Below are 22614 nucleotides of genomic sequence, written 5' to 3' on the forward strand. Positions count from 1 at the left end.
TCCTCCGCCCGGACAATGTCAAGTCGGCCGCGTTGAATCTTCAGGTGCTATCGTTATGCGATACAGGTATTTAAATTTTATTTTTTATAGCTTTAAAGTCGGCGCCTGAATTTATCCATAAGAGGCCACGGCCATGGCGTTCAAGCGTCCCGTACTTTTTCTTTCCCTGGCGGCGAGCCTGCTGGTCGGGCCGCTGGCCCATGCCGAAGGCAAGATCAGCATCGCCCAGCAATTCGGCATTGGTTATCTGATCCTGGACGTCGTGCGTGACCAGCAGCTCATCGAGAAACATGGCAAGGCCCAGGGCCTGGATATCAAAGTGGACTGGAACAGCATCTCCGGCGCCACCGCCATGAACGAAGCGTTGCTGACCGGCGCCCTCGACGTGGTGTCGGCCGGGGTGCCGCCAATGCTGACGATCTGGGATCGGACCCGGGGCAAGCAGAACGTCAAGGCCATCGCCTCGCTGGGCTCGATGCCCAACTACCTGTTGACCAACAACCCCGGGATCAAGACGCTCAAGGATTTCACCGACAAGGACCGGATCGCGGTCCCGGCGGCGGGTGTCGGCTTCCAGTCGCGCACATTGCAGATCGAGACGGCCAAGGTGTTCGGCAACGAGCGCTACAAGAAATTCGACGACATCTCGGTCAGCCTCCCGCACCCGGACGCCACGGCCGCGTTGATTGCGGGCAAGTCGGAAATCAATTCGCACTTTTCCAGCCCGCCGTTCCAGTACCAGGCGTTGCAGAACCCCAACGTGCACAAAGTCCTCAGCTCCTATGACGTGCTCGGCGGGCCGGCCACGTTCAACGTGCTCTACACCACGGAGAAATTCCACGACGAAAACCCGAAGACCTACAAGGCGTTCTACGCCGCGCTGGTCGAAGCCCAGAACATCATCAAGGCCGACAAACCTGCCGCCGCCCAGACGTACATCCGGGTAGAGCAATCCAAGCTGCCATTGCCCCTGGTGGAGAAGATCGTCAGCGACCCGGAAATCGATTTCACCGTGGTCCCGCAACGCACCTATATCTACGCCGACAAACTGCATGAGCTGGGTGTATTGAAGAACAAGGCCGACAGCTGGAAGGACTACTTCTTTGAAGAAGCCCACGGCGACGCAGGTAGCTGACTAGCCGTTTTCGGCACAATCGAGCGAGTCACCCGGGAGACGGAATGGAACTTGCCTGATCTTCGATCCATAACCCTGGAATCAGCGAAGGTCGGGTGAATGAACGACGACATGGCGGACGGGTTGCCGACGCGGCCGATCAATCGGTTCCGCACCGGCGACATCGACGAGCACGCGCGGAACATGGGCGGCTGGCAGGTGAGCTACGACCAACTGACGCCAGGACGCTTCGAAGGCGAGTTGATCGAGTTCCGTGCAGATTGGATGCAACTGGTGCGCGACCGCTCTAATCAGGCCATGACCAAGCGCGGCATGGCGTGGGAGGGCGCGATTACCTTCAGCGTACCGTTGCGCGCTGACGGGCCGGTATTCTGCTGCGGGCACCCGATTGTCGAGCCGAGCCTGATGGTCGCCCATGGCCGCAACCTGCCCGACCTGCGCACCCCCCAGCACTTGGACCTGCTCGGCGTTGCCGTCAAGGAGCAGGCCCTGGAGCACCTGCTGGAGCGCCAGGGCAGCGACTTTCGAATTACCGATCTTCCCAAGTGTTACCGTCTCGGCGATTCGACCTTGCCCGCTGAGCTGGCGGCGCTCTTCGACGAACTCGAAGGGGGCGGCCAGGGGCATGAGTCATTGTTGGGCTTCGAGTCGATCCGCCGTGGCCTGCGCGATACGGTGATGCTGCACCTGCTGGAGCTGGTGGCGCCCGACCAGGCGCCGCCGCTGACCCCGACGGCCCGCAAGCGCATGGTCGACCGGGCCCGGGAATATGCCCTGGCCCATGTCGACGAGCCGCTGTCGATCCTCGACCTGTGCAACCACATTGGCGCCAGCCGGCGTAAATTGCAGTACTGCTTCCAGGAAACCCTGGGCATCAATCCGGTGGCCTATTTAAGGGCGCTGCGCCTCAATGCCGTGCGCCGGGAGCTGCGCGCTGGCGACCAGGCCAGGGGCGTGCAGGAGGTGGCGGCACGCTGGGGCTTCTGGCACCTGAGCCGTTTCTCCAGCGACTATCGGACCCTGTTCGGCGAAACCCCTTCACAAACCCTGCGGCGCACGCATCTGTGCTGAAAACGGATAACGGCTGGCGGACCGGCTCCCTAGGATGACCCCATCACCACATGGTTGGGATGGGGCATTCGATGAATCAGAATAAAAAGAAAAACCTGCGGCATTTTACGTGGCTCACCCTGGGGCTTTTCGGCGCCTGCGCCGTGGCCAACGCTACCGAGAACGGTGCGCCGACCACTGCGTTCGGCGTCTACGACTTCGGTGCCGGGATGATGCCGCCGGCCACGCCCTTCGGGACGGTCGGGCTGCGTACTGCGTTCTATTCGGCCAATGTGCAGAAAGACCGTCATGGTCGCTCGGTGGACAACAACCTGTCCCTCGATGTGCTGTCGATCGGCGTCGCCTACATGCACATGACCGATTACACCGTGCTCGGCGCCAAGTACGGCTATGGCGCGGTAGTGCCGTTCTTCCAGATGGACGCCTCGGTAAGGGTGCAGACGCCGGTCGGTCCGCTGAACCTCGAAGCCGATCCGTTTCGCATGGCCGACATCCAGGTATTGCCCGTCATCCTGCAATGGACGTTGTCGCCAAACCTGTTCGTCAACGCGCAATTCCAGATCCAGACCCCGACCGGCGATTACGACGAGGACCGGCTGATCTCGCCGGGCCTGAACCACTGGACGTTCTCGCCGATCCTCAACGCGACCTATATCTCCGACACTGGCTTCGAGGTGTCCTCCAGTATCGAAGTCGATGTGAACACTCGCAACCCTGCCACCGACTACAAAAGCGGCGTCGAGTATCGCCATGAATTCGCCGTCGGCCAGCATGTCGGCCCCTGGACGCTGGGTGTGGGCGGCTACTACTACCGCCAGTTCACCGACGACGATGCTCCGGGGCTGGAGTCGGGCAATCGCGCCCGGGTGCTCGCGGTCGGGCCGGCGGTGAGTTATTTCAAGCCCGGCGTGCCGCCGATCTGGCTGCACGTCTACAAGGAATTCGACGCGCGAAACCGTGCCGAGGGCTACACCACGGCCCTGCGCATTTCTCACAGTTTCTGAAGGGGGCGTCATGAACTCATCAAATTCCATTTCAACGGCGTCGCCGCGTCAGGCAGTTGGCCGGCGCGAAGGCTTGGTGCTGATGCTCGGCAGCAGCCTGACCATCATGGGCTCGGTAATGGTCACGCCGATTCTTCCTCGGCTGGCCGCCGAGTTCGGCCCCGTCGAGCCTCGCGCCGATTTGTTGGTGCCGCTGGCAATCACCGGGCCGGCCCTGGCGATTGCCCTCTGCGCGCCGTTGGCCGGCTGGTTGGCCGACCGGGTCGGACGCAAGGCCTTGCTGGTGGTAGCGACATTGCTCTACGCCTTGCTCGGCGCGTTGCCGGCGCTGCTCGACAACTTGCCGGCGATTGTCGGCGCGCGCTTGCTGTTTGGCTGCGCGGAGGCGGCGGTGATGACCTGCTGCGCGACTTTGATTGCCGACTATTGGCATGGCGAGGAACGCTTGCGCTACGTCAACCGGCAAGTGGTAACGATAGGCCTGGTGGGGGCGCTGTTCTTCGTCGTCGGCGGGGCCCTCGGGGAACATTCGTGGCGCTCGCCGTTCCTGCTGTACCTGCTGCCGTTGTTGTTGGTGCCGGCCATGATGAAAGTCTTGTGGGAACCGCCGGTGAGCAAGCTGAAAACGGCCGAGCGCCTCGATGAGGCGGCACCGACCAAGGTCGCGGTGCCGCAACTGCTGGTTGGCTATCTGATGATTGTTTGCGGGATGGTCCTGACCATTGTCATGCCGATCCAGGCGCCGACGTTGCTGGTCAGCCTCGGTGTGACGTCCAGCACCCTGATCGGCCTGGCGGCGGGGTTGAGCCTGTTGGCAACCCTCGTCGGCTCGTTGACCTGGCCGTTGCTGCGCCGCCGATTCGGCATCGCCGGTTGCAACGCCCTGTTGCTGGCGTTGATGGGGCTTGGGCTGTGCCTGCTGGTTCGAGCGCAAAGCTACAACGCGGTGCTGCTGGCCGTATTCGTCCAGGGGCTGGGTGCCGGGCTGCTGGTGCCGAACGTAATGGCGCCGGTGATGAACGCCTTGACCGCAAGCACCCGCGGGCGGGGCCTGGGCGGCTTCACCTCGTTTCTCTATTTCGGCCAGTTCATCAGCCCGTTGGTGGTGGCTTGCGTGGGTGTATTTACCGGGGACCTTCGTCAATCGATCCAATGGCTGGCCTTCGCCAGTCTTGCGGCGGCGCTGCTATGGGTGGCCGTCGGTTTGCGCACGCGTAGTCACGGCCGGGCGAACGTCGCCGGATCACGTCAATCGTCATGAAACAAGGAGTCTGAACCATGAGTCTGCAAGACATACATCAATTGATGGACACCCAAGACGCCGTTGCACTGGCCGAGTGGGTCAGGCGTGGCGAGGTCCAGCCCGGGGAACTGCTGGAGGCGGGCATCGAACGACTGGAACAGGTCGAGCCACAGCTCAATGCCGTGGCGGAACGGCTGTACGAGTCGGCGCGGGAGGCGGTGTGTGGACCGCAAGTCCGGCAGGGACTGTTGGCGGGCGTTCCAACCTTGATCAAGGATTTGTTTTCGCCGGTCCAGGGCGCGGCGATGACCAACGGCTCCCGCTCGCTGGGCGCCTGCCGCGCGGATTTTGAATCGGAAGTGGTGACACGCCTGAGACAGGCTGGATGCGTGATGATGGGCACCAGCACTTCGCCTGAGTTTGGCACGTCCTATTCCACCGAATCGACACGTTTTGGCGCCACGCGAAACCCTTGGAACACCGAGCGCAGCGCGGGCGGCTCCAGCGGTGGCGCGGCGGCGCTGGTGGCGGCCCGGGTGGTGCCGTTCGCCCATGGCAACGATGGCGGCGGTTCGTTGCGGGTGCCGGCGTCCTGCTGTGGGGTGTTCGGCTTCAAGCCCAGCCGCGGCCTGATGCCGTCAGGTCCGATAATGGGCGAGGGCTGGGCAGGAATGGGCACGCCCCACGTTATCACCTTGTCGGTGCGTGACAGCGCCGCGCTGCTGGATGCCACCGCCGGAATCGACTTGGGAGCGCCGTATGCCGCACCGGTCCAGGTCCAGCCTTATGTGACGGCGCTGCTGCGTGATCCGAAGCCGTTGCGTATTGCCTTGGTCGAACAGCTCGGCCCCTGGGCCACCTCCCAGCAAAGCGTGCAGGCGGTGAACGAGGCCGCCAGGTTGTGTGAAGCCTTGGGCCACCGCGTCGAACCGGTGAAACTGCCGGTGGTGCTGCCTGATTTTTATGATCAGGTTTTCACCATCATTGGCGCAAGCACGCGCCGTTATGTCGACCTGCTGGGCCAGATGCGTGGGTCTGCGGTGCAGGCGGAGGAACTGGAAGTGCGCACCCGGATCATCCTGCGGGACAAAGGCGATGTCAGCGGCGCCCAGTACGTCGGCGCGGTGGAATGGATTCATGCGCTGGGCCGCCAGTTGGCGGTGTTCATGCAGGATTACGACGTGATCCTTTCTCCGGTCCTGACCCGCGAACCGGTGATGATTGGCGAGCTCAACGTTGACGACGTCTGCATGAGCCTTGAAGCGCTCATCGAACGATTCCACAGCTACTCACCGTTCACGGCGCTGTTCAATGCCAGCGGCCAGCCGGCGATGTCGGTACCGTTGTCCTGGAGCGCAAACGGCCTGCCGCTGGGCGCGCATTTTGCCGGGCGGTTCGGCGAAGAAAGCACCTTGCTGGCCCTGGCCGCCCAACTGGAACGCGCCCAGCCATGGCGCGGGCGTGTACCGCCGGTCAATGCTTACCGCGGATGAAAACTGCACCCACACCTCATGTGGAAGCTGGGCGGGGATGGTGGGGGCACAGCGGAACCTGTGTGGGAGCGAGCTTGCTCGCGATGGCGTCGTCAGGTTCGACATCATTTATTGACTAACAGTCCGCTATCGCGAGCAGGCTCGCTCCCACAGGTGATGAGTGTCGGGCGGGGATGGTGGCGGCGCGGCGGAACCTGTGTGGGAGCGAGCCTGCTCGCGAATGCGTTGTCAGGTTCAATATCCTCTTTGACTGAACGTCCGCTATCGCGAGCAAGCTCGCTCCCACAGGGGCTTTGTGAGCAGCAAGCATGGGCAAATCAATGCAACCGGAGCTCAATACCGAATCATTACCGACTTCAGCTCTGTGTAGTCATCGATGAACGCGCTGCCGAACTCCCTGCCGATACCCGAAGACTTGCTCCCGCCGAATGGCACGGCGGGGTCGAGCAGGGTGTGCATGTTCACCCAGACGGTGCCGGCTTCAATGGCGGGCACCATGCGCAGGGCCTTGCCCAGGTCGTTGGTCCAAAGGCTGGCGCTCAGCCCGTAGGGCGAGTCGTTCATCAGGTCGAGCAGTTCCTCCTCGGTGTCGTAGGGCAGGAAGGTGGCGATCGGGCCGAAGGTTTCTTCATTGAGCAGCGCATCATCTCGATGGTTGGCGAGGATGATGGTCGGCTCGACATAGCAGCCAGGCCTGTCGATCAGCTTGCCACCATGAACAATCCTGTTGTTCTGTGCCCGCGCCCTGGCGAAATACTCGCCGAGTTTCTGCTGATGCTGACGGTTGGTCACCGGACCGAATTGCGTGGCTTCATCCAGCGGCGAGCCGATGCTGAGCTGACTCAGGCGTTCTGCGAGCTTGCGCATGATCGGTTCGATCTGCGAGCGGTGGACAAAGAACCGCTCGGCCGCCGCGCAAATCTGCCCGGAGTGCAGGAAACCTGCCTCGATGATGCCATTGACCGCCACCTCGGGATCCACATCTGGCAGGAATCCCGCAGCATTCTTGCCACCCAGTTCCAGTGTCGTCCGGGTCAGTCCGGCGCCCATCGCCGCCTGGCCCACGGCGATGCCGGTAGGCACCGAGCCGGTGAACGACACCTTGTTGGTGCCTGGATGCTCGATCAAGCCCTTGCCCACCAGGCCGCCACCCGTCACCACGTTCAACGCGCCCGCCGGCAGACCGGCCTCCATGGCCAGTTCAGCGATGCGCAGGATAGTCAGGGGAGTGAACTCGCTGGGCTTGATGATAATGCTGCAACCGGTCACCAAGGCCGAGGCGAGTTTCCAGATGGCGATCATCGTCGAAAAATTCCACGGCACGATGCCGACCACCACGCCCACCGGTTCGCGCAGGGTGAACGCCGTGTAGCGTTCACCGGCGAAGGAGGGCAGCGACGGGGTGATGGTCTGGCCGCTGATCTTGGTCGCCCAGCCGGCGTAGTAACGCAAGAAGTGCGCAGCCTGGTCGACTTCGAAGGCGCGGGAGATATGGATGATCTTGCCGGATTGGCAGGTTTCGATCTGTGCCAGCTCCTCGCGGTGTTGCTCCATCAGGTCCGCCAGTTTCAGCAATACATGCCCGCGGACCGCCGGGGCGGCCTGGGACCACTGCTTGAAACCGCGCCGGGACGACTCGACCGCCGCATCGATATCGCCAGGACCGGCGTCGCAGACCTGGGCGATGACCTGGCCCGTGGCCGGGTTGATCACGTCCAGCGTCTGTCGGCTCTGGCTTTCGACATAAGCACCGTCGATGAACAGCGCGTGGTGTCGGCCAAGGAAGGCTTGGACCTCGGGCAGCAGGGCAATATCGCTCATGGGAAGTTCCTGTTCGCAGGCAAGGGAAAGCCCCGAGACTAACCCTTGGGAGGCCGGGTGGGCTTGACCGTGCCTGCCGCGTCGCATGTCTGTGGCTGCCAATTCCGGGGCTGATGCTCAGAACGGAACCGCCACCACCAACTGGCTGTAGATGTCCATGCCGTCGCGTTGTTTCTGGAAGTCACTGGCGTAGTGCTCATCCACGTCGATGCCATGGATGTAGGTCAGCCCGAGGGTGCCGCGTGCTGCGGTGTATTCCAGGGTGGCGGCGGCCATCTCGGTATCGGCCTGGGCGCGATTGTCGGACTTGAACCACAACAGGCTCCCATGCACGCCGTCCTTGTCGCCCAGGCGCAGCACCGCGGTCTTGTCGAAGGCGTGCCGGGCGGCGAGGTAATAGGCGCCGCCGCGATTGAGTTCGCCATCGGCCACGCCCTTGCCGACGTTCAGGCCGTCGTCGTTGATGATGAAACCGTCGCCAAGGGTAATCACCTGGCGACCGAAGGACAGGTCGACGCCATCCTTGCCCAACAGCGGGAACAGATCGCCGGAGCGCCAACCGGCGAAGGCCTCGTCGAATTTCGTGGTGCGTTCTGAGCCGTCGCTCAGGCCCGCCGCATCGCCATCGCCCCAGGTGCCGGAGCTGACCAGGTTGGCGGTCCCGTAGAGGTTCCCGCGGCCGTCGAGTGTCTGCTCGATACTCAGGCCATACTTGATGAAACCTTCGCGTCAGCTCGAACCGCCGGCGCTGCCGTCGTAGTTCTTGCGGCTGTTGAACAGACCGTAGACCGCGAGGAAGTTGCCGGTGACGGTGGTGTCATCGTCGGCATAAAGCTCGAAGGCCTGGGCCGATGAGCCTGCCGCCAGCAAGGCGATGCCCAGGCCGATGGCCTGGCGTGGCAGGCGTGATTGACGAGTGTGCTGCATGGTGTTTTCCCCAGTGCGATAGGACAGCGGAGCGCGCATTAGGGAGAGCCTGGGCTGCGAAGTCTTTCACCAGCCTGCCAAGGTATTGACCCTGGCCGCCATGGCTGTGGCAGTGGCAGGCAGCTACAAGACCGGCGGCAGGCATGGGCAAGACGCTCGGGGCGAGGCGGCGCACAGTGATCCTGCACGCAACGCCGTTTTAATCAGGGACTGGCTGGGGAAGGCTTGAACGCCAGTGCCCGGACGGCGGTAGCAACCATACTAAAAGTCCGTTTTTCGAGGATCCGCACCATGTCGATCAATGACAGGCTCACCGAGCATCTGAACCGGGGTACGGTGGGTTTTCCCACTGCGTTGGCCAGCACCATTGGCCTGATCATGGCCAGCCCGGTCATCCTGACCGCCACCATGGGGTTCGGCATCGGTGGCAGCGCCTTCGCCATGGCGATGCTGATCGCGGTGGTGATGATGCTGGCCCAGGCGACGACGTTCGCCGAAGCCGCATCGATCTTGCCGACCACCGGCTCGGTCTACGATTACATCAACTGCGGCATGGGGCGTTTCTTCGCGATTACCGGCACTTTGTCGGCGTACCTGATTGTCCATGTGTTTGCCGGAACGGCGGAAACCATCCTGGCCGGGGTCATGGCCCTGGTGAACTTCGAACACCTCAATACCCTGGTCGAATCGGCCGGTGGTTCCTGGCTGCTGGGCGTGGGTTTCGTGGTGGTGTTTGGTGTACTCAACGCATTCGGCGTCAGTGCTTTTGGCCGGGCCGAAATCATCCTGACCTTCGGCATGTGGATGACCCTGATGGTGTTCGGCGTGTTGGGGCTGATCGCCGCGCCGGCGGTAGAACTTGAGGGCTGGTTCGGCGCGTCCGTGGTCGGGACCGACCTGGTCACGGTGCTGTCGCTGGTGGGCATGGCAATGTTCATGTTCGTCGGGTGCGAATTCGTCACGCCACTGGCGCCGGACCTGCGCCAGTCAGCCAGGACCATGCCTAGAGCGATGATGCTGGGCCTGTTCAGCGTCGCGGCCTGCATGTTCATTTATGGCGCGGCGATGAAGCGCCAGGTGGAAAACGTGCTGCTCGATGCCACCAGCGGGGTTCACCTGCTGGACACGCCCATGGCGATTCCGCGCTTCGCCGAGCAGGTGATGGGCGACATCGGGCCGATGTGGCTGGGGATCGGCTTCCTGTTTGCCGGCGCCGCGACCATCAATACGCTGATGGCTGGGGTGCCGCGCATTCTCTACGGCATGGCGGTGGATGGCGCGCTGCCCAAGGTCTTCACCTACCTGCATCCCCGTTTCAAGACGCCGTTGCTGTGCATCCTGGTGGCGATGCTGATCCCTTGCCTGCATGCGCTGTGGCTCGGCGGTAACACCGATAACATCATGCATCTGGTACTGGCGGCGGTGTGCGCCTGGAGTTTTGCCTATCTGCTGGTGACGATTTCGGTGATCAGCCTGCGCGTCCGCCGTCCCGATCTGCCCCGGGCCTACCGCTCGCCGTTTTTCCCGCTGCCACAGATCCTGTCCAGCGTCGGCATCGTCCTGGGCATGTGGTTCATCACGCCGCCGGGCATGAATCCGGCGGACATTTATGTGCCCTTCGCCGTGATGCTTGGCGGTACTGCGGCCTACGCCCTGTTCTGGACCCTGGTGGTGCAGAAGGTCAATCCATTCAAGCCGGCGACCGTCGAAGACGTGCTGGCCAAGGAGTTTTCCCATGAGCCAGGGCAACCTGTCGGCGGGTTTATCGAGCCTGCTGCAAAAGCTGTCTGAGCTGTTCAGCGCCCGTCGCGCCCCGGCCGGTTATCGACCCGGGGTAACGCTGGAGCATTTGCGACGCAACCTCGCACTGGCGCGGTTCGAGCTGTCGATGCCGGGGGCGGCGACGGTGGTCACCGACGATGGGAGCCTGCAACTGGAGATCGTTGAACGCACCGAGTCGCAGTTGTTGATGCACGTGGTAACGACCGAGTTCGTGTTGCACGTGCCTGCGTCGAGAGAGGGCAGCGCGCGCCTGCAATTGCACCATGGCGGAGCCATTCGGCGCAGCGGCATTCATTGCCGCCAGTTGAAGGGAGATGACGCGTTGTCGGTTCGGCTGCGGACGGCCATCGAAGGTGATCGTGCGCTTTACGCCGCCCTGATGCCGCTGGACTTCAAGCGCCTGGACATCGAGTTGCAAGGCCGGCAATGGTCTGTGCGACTGGAGCATGTAGGCGGCAGCGAGGTGGTCAACCGGATGCCCGCGTTCCGCCGCTACATCGCGCTGAGCCCGTTGCAGCGCGAGGCCTTGTTCGCAACGCTGGGTGGGCTGCGGAGGGTACTCTCGACGTTCTGAGTTTTCGTTTTGCCTGGCATCATTCCTGCTACTGCTCTGGCGATCAGGTACTTGTTGCGCGCATTTAGATAACATGTTAACTATTGCCGCACAAAAACAATAAGCCATTGTGGAGAGCGCCATGAGCATGCAACAGGCTGGGCAAGGCGGGCTGGACACCTGGAATCGGGACCTGCGTGCGACATGCGGCCATTTCGAGACGGAGCTGGCCTTCAATCGCGCGTTGTTCATTGGCGAAGTGTCGACCTTTCAGCGCGGCGGCCTCTCACTCGCTAACCTGCGCACCAATGCCGGTTCCATCAGGCGCCAGCTATGCAAACCGGATCACGATGATGACCAGGACTGTTTCCTGGTCAGCCAGCGCAGCGGTTATTCGCGTATCACCCAAAATGGCACGAGTATCCAGCTGGCTCCCGGCGAGCTGTTGCTGATGGATTCGGTGGGTTCTCTTGAAATCAGCCCGTTCGGCCTGATCGAGCATGCCGTGTTGTCGTTATCTCGGCGCGACGTCGCCAGGCGACTGGGCGGCGACAGCAAGACCTTCGGCAAGATTTCTTCAAGCAAGGCTTGCGGAAGAATGCTGCATGTATTGGTGGACCAGCTCTGCAAGGACACCCCGGAGGGCGAAAGCAGCGCCGGGGAGGGCGAAGCCCTGCAAAACGCCTTTGTCTCGCTGTTGGGATCGGCGCTGGAGCATGAAACCGACCTGTGCGGCGACAGCGTCGGATTGCAAGGCAGTCATCTGCGCAGCTACGTACAGAAAGTCATTGATGAATGCCTGACCCAACCCGGTCTCAACCCGGTCGGCCTGGCCAACCGCTTGAACATCTCGGTGCGACACCTGTACCGCTTGTTCGAAGAGCAGGATGACAGCGTGTGCCGCTACATCCAGCGCGCCCGCCTCAAGCGCAGCGCCGATGACCTGGCCAATCCTTTCTTGCGGGACGAGTCGATCACCTCGATTGCCTACAAATGGGGCTTCACCGATTCGGCACACTTCAGCCGTTCGTTCAAGAAACAATTCGAACAGTCGCCCAAGGCGTTCCGCTCCAGCCAGTTGCAGCAGGCGCAAGGGGTGGCCTGATCCACCGCCTTCGCGAGCAGGCTCGCTCCCACAGGTGACCGGGTTGACTCCGGATCAGCTGATCGACACAAAACAGCGTGGGAGCGAGCCTGCTCGCGAAGGCGGCGGTTGATTCAGCAACGATGCCCGCTGACCCACCGCTATCGCGAACAGGGCTCAAACCTCAGGCAAGGTTGAGCCGCCATCGACGATCAGGGTCTGGCCGGTGATGTAGGCGGCCAGGTCCGAGGCCAGGAACAGCATGGCTCCGGCGATGTCCGACGGTTTGCCGAGTCGCCCCAGCGGTACTCGGCGGGCGATGTCGTGGTTGACTTGGGCGTCCCCCAGGTTGGCCATGGCCGGTGTTGCAATCATCCCCGGTTCGACGCCATTGACGCGGATATTTTCCGCCGCCAGCTCCAGCCCCGCATTGCGGATGAAGCCGTTGACCCCGGCCTTGGACGCCGCATAGTGGCTGAGGCCCGGGTAGGCTACGCGCGGGCCGGTCACCGAAGAGGTCACCAGCACGCAGCCCTGACCCTGGCGACGGAACATCGGCAGTGCGGCCTGGGTCAGCCAGAACAACGCTGACAGATTCACCGCCAGCGTTCGCTCCAGCACGGCTGGCGTGATTTCGGCGAAGGGCGTCAGGGGGAAATAGCCGGCGTTGTGCACCAGCACATCCAGCCTGCCGGTGCGTTGTTCCAGCTTGGCGATCATCTGCGTAATGGCCGTGGCGTCGGCCAGGTCGACGCCCATGGCATCCACCGGGTAACCGCTGGCGCGCAAGTCGCTGGATACAGCCTCGGCCCCCGCCAGGTCCAGGTCGGCAATGACCACTCGCGCCCCACGCCAGGCAAACCCTTCGACGATGGCCCGGCCGATGCCTTGCGCGCCGCCGGTCACCAGCACTGTCTTGCCGGAGAAATGCAGATCATCAGGCATTTGCTTGCTCCATTCGGCTGAAGGCTAGTGTCGGCACATCGACGATGCTGGATCCGCCATCGGCCACCAGCGTCGCGCCGGTGATGATCGAAGCATCCGCCGAGGCCAGGAAACGACAAACCCGGGCGATTTCCTCGGCGCTGGCGGGCCTGCCCAATGGCACATCGGCGCAGGCCCGGGCATAGGCCTGTTGCAGATTCTCACCATGGAACTGCATCAAGGCCTGCATCTCTTCATCGGCCATCGGCGTGCGTACCCAACCGGGGCAAACCGCGTTGACGCGCATACCGCGTGGTCCGTAGTCCCGCGCCAGCGAGCGACTGAGGCCGAGCAGCGCATGTTTGGCGGTGGTGTAGCCGCAGACCTGCGGTCCGGCTGCCAGGGAGGCGATGGAGGCGACGAACACGATATTGCCGGCGCTCTCCATCAGCAGCGGCAGGCAGGCACGAGCGCTGTAAAAGGCGCTGTCCAGGTTGCTGCGTAGCGCCGCTTCCCACGCCGACGGGCTGGTGTCGGTGACGCTGCCCTGGCCCAGCCCGCCGGCGCAAGCCAGCAGCACGTCAAGTCGGCCAAAGCGTTGGCGTATCTGTGCGACGAAACCGTCCCACGTCGCCGGGCACGCCGCGTCGCCCACCAGCACCAGGCCGCCGATTTCCTCTGACAGTTGCTCCAGCGGCTCGCGGCGCCTGCCGATCAGCACCAGGTTGGCGCCCTCGGCGGCGTACAGGCGGGCGCAAGCGGCACCGATGCCGGTGCCGGCACCCGTGATCACCACAGTGCTTGGCTCAGGCATCGGGATACTCCGTCTGGTTGAGCACCTGGCAATAGGAGCTGACCGGGAAATTCGAGAACTCGTCGAAGGATGCGCCGGCGTAACCGAAAATCTTGCCGTCACTACGGTGCTGCTGCAGGTCGATCAGCACCAGGCCCAGGGTCGGGATGATCTTCTCCCGCCAAACGAACAGGTACAGCTGATCGGCAATCTTGTAGGTGTCGCAGCGGTCGGTGTCGCACAGGCCTTGTTCAACGCCCTTGAGGCACTGCCAGGAATAAAACCGCTGGTTGAGGTAGATGTGTTCGTAGACTTCACTCGGGCTGTAGCGATACAGATTGCGCAGCCCCACCAGTTCGCTCGTCGGTGCGTGAGGGCAGAGGCCCGGTTGCCATGGACGATCCAGCGTGCCGTGGAGGAACTCGACTTCCACCGAGGTCAATGGTTTGCCGGCCAATGCGCGGCTGTAGAGGCCATCGCGGGTTTGCGCCTCGGCGGGCATGCGCCCGATCACGGCGGTGAACGCAGCACTGACGGTATCGAGCACCAGGCTCACCGACCACGTCTGGCCATCTTCGCGCTTGATGAAGTCGACGAGGTACAGGCCCGGACGCACCGACGTGGCTCGATACGGCGCGGTGCCGGTGGAATGCCCATCGGCTGCTTTCCAGCTCAGCGCGTCCTGTTCGAAGCGATGTTCGATCTGCCAGCCATTGGCAAAGTGCAGGGTAAAGGTCTTGCCGTCCAGGTCGGCGAGGTTCGGCAGGATGAAGGCTTCGGGGGCAAAGCCATCGGCCAGGGCGCCGACGGTGATCCAGTCTGAAGAAGTACTCATTGCAAGGCTCCGGTGGTTGAATGTGCCACTCGGATCATGGCGCCTGGCAGAGCGTCGGCCTATCAACCAAAGGGTTGAGCAAAGCTCTTGTGGCGAGGGAGCTTGCTCCCGCTGGGCCGCGCAGCGGTCCTGAAATCGGTTATTGCGATTTGTCAGACAGATCGAGTCGCCCTTCCTGGGGCCGCCGCGCAGCCCAGCGGGAGCAAGCTCCCTCGCCACGGGGCGGTGCCACCGGCTCGGTGTTACAGGAAAAGGCTGCTGACCAGCTCGGTACGATTGCTCACGCCGGTCTTGCGGAACAGGTTGATCAGGTGGGTCTTGACCGTCGGCAAGCCGATGTCGAGTGCTCGGGCCAGTTGTTTGTTACTGGCGCCCTCGCGCAGCAACAGCGCAATCTGCCGCTCCTTGGGCGTCAGCTGGCCGAGACCGTCGTCCGCGCAGGGCAACTGGGCCACCGCCAGATGCAGCAACGTTTGCAGCGCGCTGAGCTGGCTCAATTGCTGGCCGGTGAACGCGCCTTGTTCGGCGGTGCGCAGCATTGAAATCGCCGCTTGCGGCTGGCCGGCTCGGTGGACGAACACTTCCACGACATCCACCACGCCATAGCGCTGCAGGAAACGCTGGTAGCAATGATTGTCGCGGACCGGTTGGCGGGCCATGGCCAGGCTCAGCGGGACGACGCTCGGACTGGAGAGACAGTTTCGCGGGCGCAGCGGATCGAACGCGCAGTAATGGTCGAGATAGTCCTGGTGCATCTCGCCACTCATGCCGTGCAAGCTGAAGTCGTAGGCCTGCAAATGCCGGTCTACGCGATAGAACGCAGCCCGGCTGGCGGGAATGAGTTGCGTGAAGGCGTTCAGGCAATGACTTGCGATGTCTTGTACAGCGATGACATTCATTTTCCAGACTCCGCCAGGAGGCTGCCGACGGGGGCCGGCAGCCGGAATCGGTCAGGCTACCGCGAAGTAGTGTTTCACGAAACTTTCGCTGACCACTTCCCACAGGACGGGCGTGCCCTTGGTCACGAACCAGCTGTCGCCGGCCTTGTAGCGGGTGCTCTGGCCGGTGGCTTCGTCGGTGAGGACCACTTCGCCAGTGACCACGGTCGCCTGTTCGGCGAACGGATAGACCATGCGGAACTTGCCTTGTGTGGTGCCGAAGTAGGCGCTGCTGACCGGGTCGGTGGGCGCACCGAAGGTCATCTTGCCGAAGGCTTTGACTTCGCCTTCGAGAATCTGCGAACCGAGGTCGGCAACGGTGCCCCAGGCGTCCAGGTCGGACAGTTGGATGTTTTTTTCGAGGGTGGTAAGCGGCATGGGATATCTCCTGATAAAAGTCGGGGTGTATGTTCAATCCGGGTCAAGCGTGCCCTCTGTGGGAGCGAGCCTGCTCGCGAAAGCGTTGAGTCAGGCGACATCAATGTCGACTGTCGTACCGTCTTCGCGAGCAGGCTCGCTCCCACAGTGGCTGTATCAGGGTGTTGTCAACGACGACCATTCCAGTAACCCGACAACTGATGCCAGGACTTGCCGGCGGTCAGCAATAGCGGACGGATCGCGTCCTTGCCGATGATGGTCGGACGGTTGATCGAGCTGACCAGGTCGTAGCGCGCCGAGCCTTCGCTCATGCCTTCGGCCAGCACCTTGCAGATGATGTGGCTCGGCGTGACGCCAAAACCCGAGTAGCCCTGGACGAAAAACGCATTGCTGCGACCGGGCAGGGTGCCGACCTGGGGGAACAGGTTCGGACTGCACGCCATGGGGCCGCCCCAGGCCAGGTCGATCTTCACATCCTTCAGGTAAGGGAAAATCTTCAGCATCAGGCGCCGGTTCCACGCCTTCAGATCCTGCGGGATATGCTCGACTAACGGGGTTGCCGCGCCGAACAGCAGGCGGTTCTCGTTGGTGACGCGGTAGTAGTCGATCACCGGCCGGATGTCGCTGTAGGCGCCGCGAATCGGGCTGATGCGCTGGATCAGCTCATCCGACAGCGGCTCGGTCATCATCTGGAACGCGTAGGTGTTGATGGTCGAGCGATGCAGCTCCGGTTCCAGCTTGTTCAGGAAGCTGTCGCAGGCCCACAGCAGCTTGCTGGCCCTGACCGAGCCACGGCCGGTGCGCACGGTGATGCGTTCGCCATAACTGACCTCTAGCGCCGGGCTGTTCTCGAAGATCCGCACGCCGTGGCTGACGAGCGCCTTGGCTTCGCCCAACAGCAGGTTCAGCGAGTGCACATGCCCACCGCCCATGTGCAGCAATGCGCTGCCGTACGCGTTGGACCCAATGATCTGCCGGACGTCGGAGCCGCCGAGAAAGCGGATCTCGTGCTTGCTGTTGATCGACTTGAAATCTTTTTCCCAGGCCCGCAGAGTCTTTTCCTGGCGGGCGTTGAAACCCATGTAGCCATAGCCATGGCAGAAGTCCGCATCGATATCGTATTTGGCAATGCGGTCCTTGATGATGTCGGCGCCCAGGTCGCTGATTTCGAAGACCTGGCGCAGACCCTCTTCACCGACGTCCTTCTTGATTTTTTCCAGGTCATGACCAATGCCGGCCATGATCTGGCCGCCGTTGCGTCCGGTGCCGCCGAAGCCCAGGTAACGCGCCTCCAGCACCACGATGTTGGTAATGCCTTTCTCCGCCAGCTCCAACGCGGTGTTGATGCCGGAGAAACCGCCACCGATGACCACAACGTCGGCTTCCACGTCCTGTTCCAGGGTCGCAAAACTGAGGTTGTACTTCTTGGTGGCCGTGTAATAGGTGGGCGTTTCGATATTGATCATGACGCAACCTGACAAAGTGAAGGAAAGCTCCGCTTGCAGGGCCTGAGCCAGGCGCTGCGAGGGATGGCTCTATTAAGGGGCCTGGGGGGGGCGGCTGTCTTGATCATCCGTGCCGGTTATTTGACCGAGCGCGCCATCGCGGTATCGCGCACCATGAAAAGTACAATCTTGGATCTGGAAGGTGCATTTTTCAGCGGCTCTGGTGAACCCATACTGGACCGGCCTTAATCATTGATCCCGCTGTTTGCGTAGCCGCCTGGCCGGCGGGCAAAGGCGGGATCGGCAGACGCCAGATAATAAAAGAGCCCGTCCATGAAAAAGCCAAACCCGCTGCTCGAAGACCTCAAGCCAATCCTGCCGGTCATCGCCGCCAACGCCTTCCAGGCCGAGAAGGACCGTACCGTTCCCGTCGAGAACATTGCCCTGCTCAAGAGCATAGGTATGCACCGGGCCTTCCAGCCGAAAAAATACGGTGGCATGGAGATTTCCTTGCCGCAGTTCGCCGATTGCATCGCCCTGCTGGCCGGCGCTTGCGCAAGCACCGCCTGGGCCATGAGCCTGTTGTGCACTCACAGTCATCAGTTGGCATTGTTTCCGGCCCAGACCCAGGAGGAGGTCTGGGGTGACGACCCCGACGCCACCGCCAGCAGCAGCATCGCGCCTTTCGGCCGCACCGAGGAAGTCGAGGGCGGCGTGACGTTCAGCGGCGAAATGGGCTGGAGCAGCGGTTGCGACCACGCCGAATGGGCCATTGTCGGTTTCCGCCGAAAGAATGCCGAAGGCACCCAGGATTATTGCTTTGCGGTGTTGCCTCGCCGCGATTATGAGATCCGCGATGACTGGTACGCGGTCGGCATGCGCGGCAGCGGCAGCAAGACTCTGATCATCAATAACGCCTTTGTGCCGGAACACCGGATCCAGAAAGCCAAGGACATGATGGAAGGCAAGTCCGGCGGCTTTGGCCTGTACCCCGATAGCAAGATTTTCTATGCGCCGTATCGTCCGTATTTCGCCAGCGGCTTTTCTACCGTCAGCCTGGGCGTCGCCGAGCGCATGCTGGAGGTCTTTCGCGAGAAGACCCGGACCCGCGTGCGGGCCTACACCGGTGCCGCGGTCGGCGCCGCCACGCCAGCGCTGATGCGCCTGGCCGAGTCCACCCACCAGGTGGCCGCGGCTCGGGCTTTCCTCGAAAAAACCTGGGAGGACCACGCCGAGCACAGCGAGCGGCATCAATACCCGAGCCGCGAGACCCTGGCGTTCTGGCGGACCAACCAGGGTTATGCGACCAGGATGTGCATCCAGGCGGTGGATCGCCTGATGGAAGCCGCGGGCGGCGGCGCGTGGTTCGAAACCAATGAACTGCAACGGCTGTTCCGCGATGCGCACCTGACCGGCGCCCATGCCTACACCGACTATGACGTCTGCGCGCAGATCCTGGGCCGGGAATTGATGGGTCTTGAGCCCGATCCCAGCATGGTCTGATCGTCTGCCCGGCAAACCCGGTTCCAATAACAACAATCGAGGCCGTCGACTGAGGCGGCCGGGAGTCTTGCATGTCCGATATCTGTGAAACTGCTTTCGACACCCGCGCGTTCCGCCGGGCCCTGGGCAACTTTGCCACCGGCGTGACCGTGGTCACCGCCGCGACCGAGGATGGGCGCAAGGTCGGCGTGACGGCCAACAGCTTCAATTCGGTATCCCTCGACCCGCCGCTGATTCTCTGGAGCATCGACAAGCGTTCCAGCAGCCACGGTGTATTCGAAGCCGCGAGCCATTTCGCCGTCAACGTGCTGGCCGCCGACCAGATCGACCTGTCGAACAACTTCGCCCGGCCCAAGGATGACCGCTTCGCCGAAATCCAGTTCGAGGCCGGGGAAGGGGGGGCGCCGGTGTTCGTCGATTGCTCGGCGCGTTTCCATTGCGAGAAGTTCCAGCAGGTCGATGGCGGTGATCATTGGATCATGATCGGCAAAGTCGTCGCGTTCGATGATTTCGGGCGCTCGCCGTTGCTCTACCATCAGGGCGCCTATTCGATGGTCCTGCCGCATACGCGCATGACCCAGCGCGGCGAAGGCCAGCCGCCGAGCAGTCATTTCCAGGGTCGCTTGAGTCATAACCTGTATTACCTGATGACCCAGGCTCTACGGGCCTACCAGGCCAGTTACCAGCCGCGTCAGTTGTCCACCGGACTGCGCACCAGCGAGGCGCGGATGTTGATGGTGCTGGAGAACGACGCCGGCCTGAACATGGCCGATCTGCAGCGCGAAGTCGCGATGCCGGTGCGTGAGATCGAAGAGGCGGTAGCCAATCTGCGGCGCAAGGGGCTGGTCACCGATGATGGTGATCGGGTGCGCCTTACCGTCAAGGGCATCGATGAAACCGAAGGCCTCTGGGCGATTGCCAAGGAGCAGCAGGACAAGGTGTTCGGCCAGTTCAGCGATAAACAACTCGAGAGTTTCAAGACGGTGCTCAAGGGCATCATCCAGGGCGCCTGAGCTGCACCGGGCCAAAAGCCCGGCACAGTCGCGGCGGCGGTCAGTCTTTCAACGGGATCAGCACCGCTTCGTCCTTGCCCATCACCATGAACACCAACAGCTTCGCCGGTTGGGTGGCGCTGGCGTTCTTCGACACCAGGTGCTCGGAGCCGGCGGCTTCGTACCAGAACTCACCGGCCTTGTAGGTGATCGCCGGTTCGCCCTTGACCTGGGAGGTGATGGCGCCCTCAAGCACATAGGCCATGGCCGTGCCGTCATGCTTGTGGGCGATGGAAGACTGGCCCGGCGCATAGTCGACGGCCAGCATCATGGCTTTTTTGTCGGGCAGGTTTTTCAGCAGTTTCTCTTGCAACACCTGGATCTTTTCCGAAGGCGCGGTTTCATGAGCGTAGAGCGGGGCGACGGGAAGCAGGCCAAGGGCAGCGATCAAGTAGAGGGTTTTCATCGAGGCGGGACCTTTGTGGTGGGAGTGGGTTCGCGCTGTGGCGATGGCTCCACCCTAAGCCCCGAGACGTTGCGGACAAACGTCCAATCTTTCGGAAGACAGGTAGACCAATGAGTGCCACACGCGGAGGGCCCCCTGTGGCGAGGGAGCTTGCTCCCGCTGGACTGCGAAGCAGGCCCAGGTTTTTTGGCACAATGCGAAAAGCTGGGGGCCGCTGCGCGACCCAGCGGGAGCAAGCTCCCTCGCCACGAAAGCTTTCAGTGCCACAGGGAGAAGGGATTCACACCAGCGGAAAACTGTTGAAGTCGACGCTGCGAGCCAGGCGGCTTTCGATCAGGCTGATGAAACCCTGGACTTCGGGGCAATTGAAATGGGCCTGCATGGCCGCCTCCGATTGCCAGCGGGCGCTGACGTTCCAACGGTCGCTGTGCTCCGGGCAACGGTCGACCATGTAAGCATCGCAGCCCGGCAAGGCGCGCAGGGTTTCGACGATTTGCTGCAACTGCCGGCCGAGTTCTTCCGAGCGCCCGGCGGCGGCTTGCACCTGTACGGTGTTGATCACTTGGCGAGACATTGTCCTGGCTCCTGAATCAAGTCGAACGGGAGTGCTTCCGATACGCGATGACACCCGAGCAGAATAGGCCTGCCGGCACCCGGCTAAAACAGCCAATGGGCGGATAAATCCTAGTCCAATCGATCAGGCGACCTGCTGGAGAATGTCGCGCAAACGGTCGAGGGCGACGTCGATGTCGAGCAGTTCGATGGCGCCAAAGCCCAGCATCAGGCCGGAGCGTACCGGTGCGGCATGAAAAAAACCGTCGAGGCTGTAGAGCCCGACCTCGGCTTTTTTCGCCAGCTCGATCACCAGCGGCAGGTCGATTAGCACTTTGCACAACACCGCCATATGGAAACCCGCGGTGGTCGGCACGGCCTCGAACCAAGGCGCCAGATCGTCGCCCATGCGGGCCAGGATTCGCTCGCGCCGGCCTGCGTACAGGGCGTGGCAACGGCGGATGTGCTTGAGCAGGCAGCCCTCGGCAATGAATTTGGCCAGCGCCCATTGGGGCAGGGTGGAGGTGTGCTGGTCGGTGAGGCGCTTGGCGAGGATCACTGCTTCGAGGATCGCCGGTGGCAGGATTGCATAACCGAGCCGCAGCTCCGGCAACAAGGTCTTGGAGAACGTCCCGACGTAGGCGACGATCCCGCGCTCATCCATGCTTTGCAGCGAGTCGGTGGGCCGGCCTTCATAGCGAAATTCACTGTCGTAGTCGTCTTCGATGATGATCGCCCCCAGTTCATAGGCCCGCGACAGCAAGGCCTCGCGCCGGGGCTGACTCATGGGCATGCCCAGGGGGAACTGGTGGGAGGGTGTCACGTAGATCAGCCGTGTGCCATCGGGAATCAAGTCCACGCGCATGCCTTGCTCATCCACCGGCACCCCGGCCACCGTGGCGCCATGGGAACCAAACAGCAGGCGTGCCGGCGGATACCCGGGATCTTCCATGGCCACCAGGCTGCCGGGGCGGGTCAGCACCCGTGAAATCAGATCCAGCGCCTGCTGCGCGCCGTTGCACACCACCACGTCCTCGTCCTGGCAGTTGACCCCACGAGAGAACGCGATATGCCGGGCGATGGCATTGCGCAGCGCCGCCAACCCTTCGGGCTGGCTGTAGAAACCCTTGGCGTTGGCGATCTGACGCAGGGCATGGGCCGTACACCGGCGCCAGTCATCCAGGGGAAACTGGCCCTTGCCGGTAGCGCCGCCGATGAAGTCATAGCGCAACGCACTTTCGGGGAGCGGGTGACGCAGCAGGTCCGGCATGTTGCGCCAGGTCTCGACGACGTCCGCCCCGGCGAGCTCGCGGTGGCTTTGCTTGCGCACGATGTTGGCCGGTCGGGCGTTGACATAGGTGCCCCTGCCAATGACGCCGGTGAGGAAGTTTTCGTAGGTCAGCTGGGCGTAGGTGTCGGAGACCGTCTTGCGCGAGATGCCCAGTTGCTCGGCCAGCAGACGGCTGGGCGGCAGCTGCGTGCCGGCCGCCAGGCGACCACCTTCGATGGCGCTGCGAAGTTGTCGGTACAACTGGCCCGTCAGGTCCTTGCGGCCGTTGATGACGACATGAAGTTCCATACCCGCGGGCTCCTGGGTGATCGTTTTGCGGCAAGGGGAGAACGCGAGATTACTCGCAATGCGCTGTGGCGGAGAAGTTGCGTGGGCGTTTTTCGG

Annotated in this window: 20 protein-coding genes and 1 pseudogene; 10 read left to right on the forward strand and 11 right to left on the reverse strand. The window is 62.6% G+C overall.

What is annotated here, in order from left to right; all coding sequences use genetic code 11:
* Nucleotides 1-133 precede the first annotated feature (133 nt).
* The 5 genes from J3P97_RS12550 to J3P97_RS12570 all read left to right on the forward strand — a co-directional run bounded on the left by J3P97_RS12550 (nt 134) and on the right by J3P97_RS12570 (nt 5946).
* Nucleotides 134-1135 (forward strand): ABC transporter substrate-binding protein, encoded by a 1002-nt coding sequence (locus J3P97_RS12550; protein ID WP_434674329.1) that lies wholly within the window; start codon nt 134-136, stop codon nt 1133-1135.
* A 99-nt stretch (nt 1136-1234) separates the two neighbouring features.
* Entirely contained in the window at nt 1235-2206 is a 972-nt protein-coding gene (locus J3P97_RS12555; protein ID WP_434604814.1) for a helix-turn-helix domain-containing protein, read from the forward strand.
* A gap of 71 nt (nt 2207-2277) precedes the next feature.
* Nucleotides 2278-3210: a SphA family protein gene (locus J3P97_RS12560; RefSeq protein WP_434674330.1), complete on the forward strand. Its 933-nt coding sequence runs from the start codon at nt 2278-2280 to the stop codon at nt 3208-3210.
* A 10-nt stretch (nt 3211-3220) separates the two neighbouring features.
* Complete coding sequence (locus J3P97_RS12565) at nt 3221-4471, forward strand: MFS transporter (RefSeq protein ID WP_434674331.1); 1251 nt, start codon at nt 3221-3223, stop codon at nt 4469-4471.
* 17 nt (nt 4472-4488) lie between these two features.
* Entirely contained in the window at nt 4489-5946 is a 1458-nt protein-coding gene (locus tag J3P97_RS12570; RefSeq protein ID WP_434674332.1) for an amidase, read from the forward strand.
* Between the two features lie 333 nt (nt 5947-6279).
* On the opposite strand, the gene J3P97_RS12575 is transcribed toward J3P97_RS12570, so the two are convergent.
* Together J3P97_RS12575 and J3P97_RS12580 are read right to left on the reverse strand one after the other, a co-directional pair.
* Complete coding sequence (locus J3P97_RS12575; RefSeq protein WP_434674333.1) at nt 6280-7767, reverse strand: aldehyde dehydrogenase family protein; 1488 nt, start codon at nt 7765-7767, stop codon at nt 6280-6282.
* 144 nt (nt 7768-7911) lie between these two features.
* Nucleotides 7912-8694 (reverse strand): annotated as a pseudogene (locus J3P97_RS12580) (hypothetical protein); the annotation flags it as partial.
* A 291-nt stretch (nt 8695-8985) separates the two neighbouring features.
* Between J3P97_RS12580 and J3P97_RS12585 the strand changes: the two are divergent.
* The 3 genes from J3P97_RS12585 to feaR all read left to right on the forward strand — a co-directional run bounded on the left by J3P97_RS12585 (nt 8986) and on the right by feaR (nt 12134).
* Entirely contained in the window at nt 8986-10485 is a 1500-nt protein-coding gene (locus tag J3P97_RS12585) for an APC family permease (protein WP_434674334.1), read from the forward strand.
* On the forward strand, nt 10430-11050 hold the full coding sequence (locus tag J3P97_RS12590; protein WP_434674335.1) for a DUF3156 family protein: 621 nt from the start codon (nt 10430-10432) through the stop codon (nt 11048-11050). Before J3P97_RS12585 ends, J3P97_RS12590 begins: the two co-directional genes overlap by 56 nt.
* A gap of 121 nt (nt 11051-11171) precedes the next feature.
* Nucleotides 11172-12134, forward strand: a complete 963-nt coding sequence (gene feaR, locus J3P97_RS12595) for a transcriptional regulator FeaR (RefSeq protein ID WP_434674336.1) — start codon at nt 11172-11174, stop codon at nt 12132-12134.
* A gap of 156 nt (nt 12135-12290) precedes the next feature.
* On the opposite strand, the gene J3P97_RS12600 is transcribed toward feaR, so the two are convergent.
* From J3P97_RS12600 to J3P97_RS12625, 6 genes are all read right to left on the reverse strand, one after another.
* Nucleotides 12291-13058, reverse strand: coding sequence for an SDR family oxidoreductase (locus J3P97_RS12600; protein WP_434674337.1), 768 nt, complete (start codon nt 13056-13058; stop codon nt 12291-12293).
* Nucleotides 13051-13851, reverse strand: a complete 801-nt coding sequence (locus J3P97_RS12605) for an SDR family NAD(P)-dependent oxidoreductase (protein WP_434674338.1) — start codon at nt 13849-13851, stop codon at nt 13051-13053. The genes J3P97_RS12600 and J3P97_RS12605 overlap by 8 nt, the downstream gene beginning before the upstream one ends.
* Nucleotides 13844-14665 carry a molybdenum cofactor biosynthesis F family protein gene (locus J3P97_RS12610; RefSeq protein ID WP_434674339.1) on the reverse strand — a complete coding sequence of 274 codons (822 nt, stop codon included), beginning with the start codon at nt 14663-14665 and terminating at the stop codon, nt 13844-13846. Before J3P97_RS12610 ends, J3P97_RS12605 begins: the two co-directional genes overlap by 8 nt.
* Nucleotides 14666-14907: 242 nt before the next feature.
* Nucleotides 14908-15564 (reverse strand): response regulator transcription factor, encoded by a 657-nt coding sequence (locus tag J3P97_RS12615; protein ID WP_434604834.1) that lies wholly within the window; start codon nt 15562-15564, stop codon nt 14908-14910.
* A gap of 51 nt (nt 15565-15615) precedes the next feature.
* Nucleotides 15616-15981, reverse strand: coding sequence for a cupin domain-containing protein (locus J3P97_RS12620; protein WP_305494777.1), 366 nt, complete (start codon nt 15979-15981; stop codon nt 15616-15618).
* A gap of 167 nt (nt 15982-16148) precedes the next feature.
* On the reverse strand, nt 16149-17447 hold the full coding sequence (locus J3P97_RS12625; RefSeq protein WP_434623848.1) for an NAD(P)/FAD-dependent oxidoreductase: 1299 nt from the start codon (nt 17445-17447) through the stop codon (nt 16149-16151).
* Between the two features lie 312 nt (nt 17448-17759).
* Between J3P97_RS12625 and J3P97_RS12630 the strand changes: the two genes are divergently transcribed.
* Both J3P97_RS12630 and J3P97_RS12635 read left to right on the forward strand, forming a co-directional pair.
* Nucleotides 17760-18929, forward strand: a complete 1170-nt coding sequence (locus J3P97_RS12630) for a p-hydroxyphenylacetate 3-hydroxylase oxygenase component (protein ID WP_434651749.1) — start codon at nt 17760-17762, stop codon at nt 18927-18929.
* Nucleotides 18930-19000: 71 nt separating this feature from the next.
* A complete protein-coding gene (locus J3P97_RS12635) occupies nt 19001-19942 on the forward strand; it encodes a p-hydroxyphenylacetate 3-hydroxylase reductase component (protein ID WP_434674340.1) in 942 nt (313 codons plus the stop codon).
* Nucleotides 19943-19982: 40 nt separating this feature from the next.
* On the opposite strand, the gene J3P97_RS12640 is transcribed toward J3P97_RS12635, so the two are convergent.
* From J3P97_RS12640 to J3P97_RS12650, 3 genes are all read right to left on the reverse strand, one after another.
* The gene (locus tag J3P97_RS12640; RefSeq protein ID WP_434674341.1) at nt 19983-20387 is read right to left on the reverse strand and encodes a cupin domain-containing protein; all 405 of its coding nucleotides are present in this window, start codon (nt 20385-20387) and stop codon (nt 19983-19985) included.
* 280 nt (nt 20388-20667) lie between these two features.
* A complete protein-coding gene (locus J3P97_RS12645) occupies nt 20668-20961 on the reverse strand; it encodes a putative quinol monooxygenase (RefSeq protein ID WP_434568562.1) in 294 nt (97 codons plus the stop codon).
* A 123-nt stretch (nt 20962-21084) separates the two neighbouring features.
* Nucleotides 21085-22518 carry a PLP-dependent aminotransferase family protein gene (locus tag J3P97_RS12650; protein ID WP_434674342.1) on the reverse strand — a complete coding sequence of 478 codons (1434 nt, stop codon included), beginning with the start codon at nt 22516-22518 and terminating at the stop codon, nt 21085-21087.
* Nucleotides 22519-22614: the final 96 nt, after the last annotated feature.

The organism is Pseudomonas sp. R1-15, assembly GCF_051132085.1.
In the GTDB taxonomy this organism is placed as follows: Bacteria; Pseudomonadota; Gammaproteobacteria; order Pseudomonadales; family Pseudomonadaceae; genus Aquipseudomonas.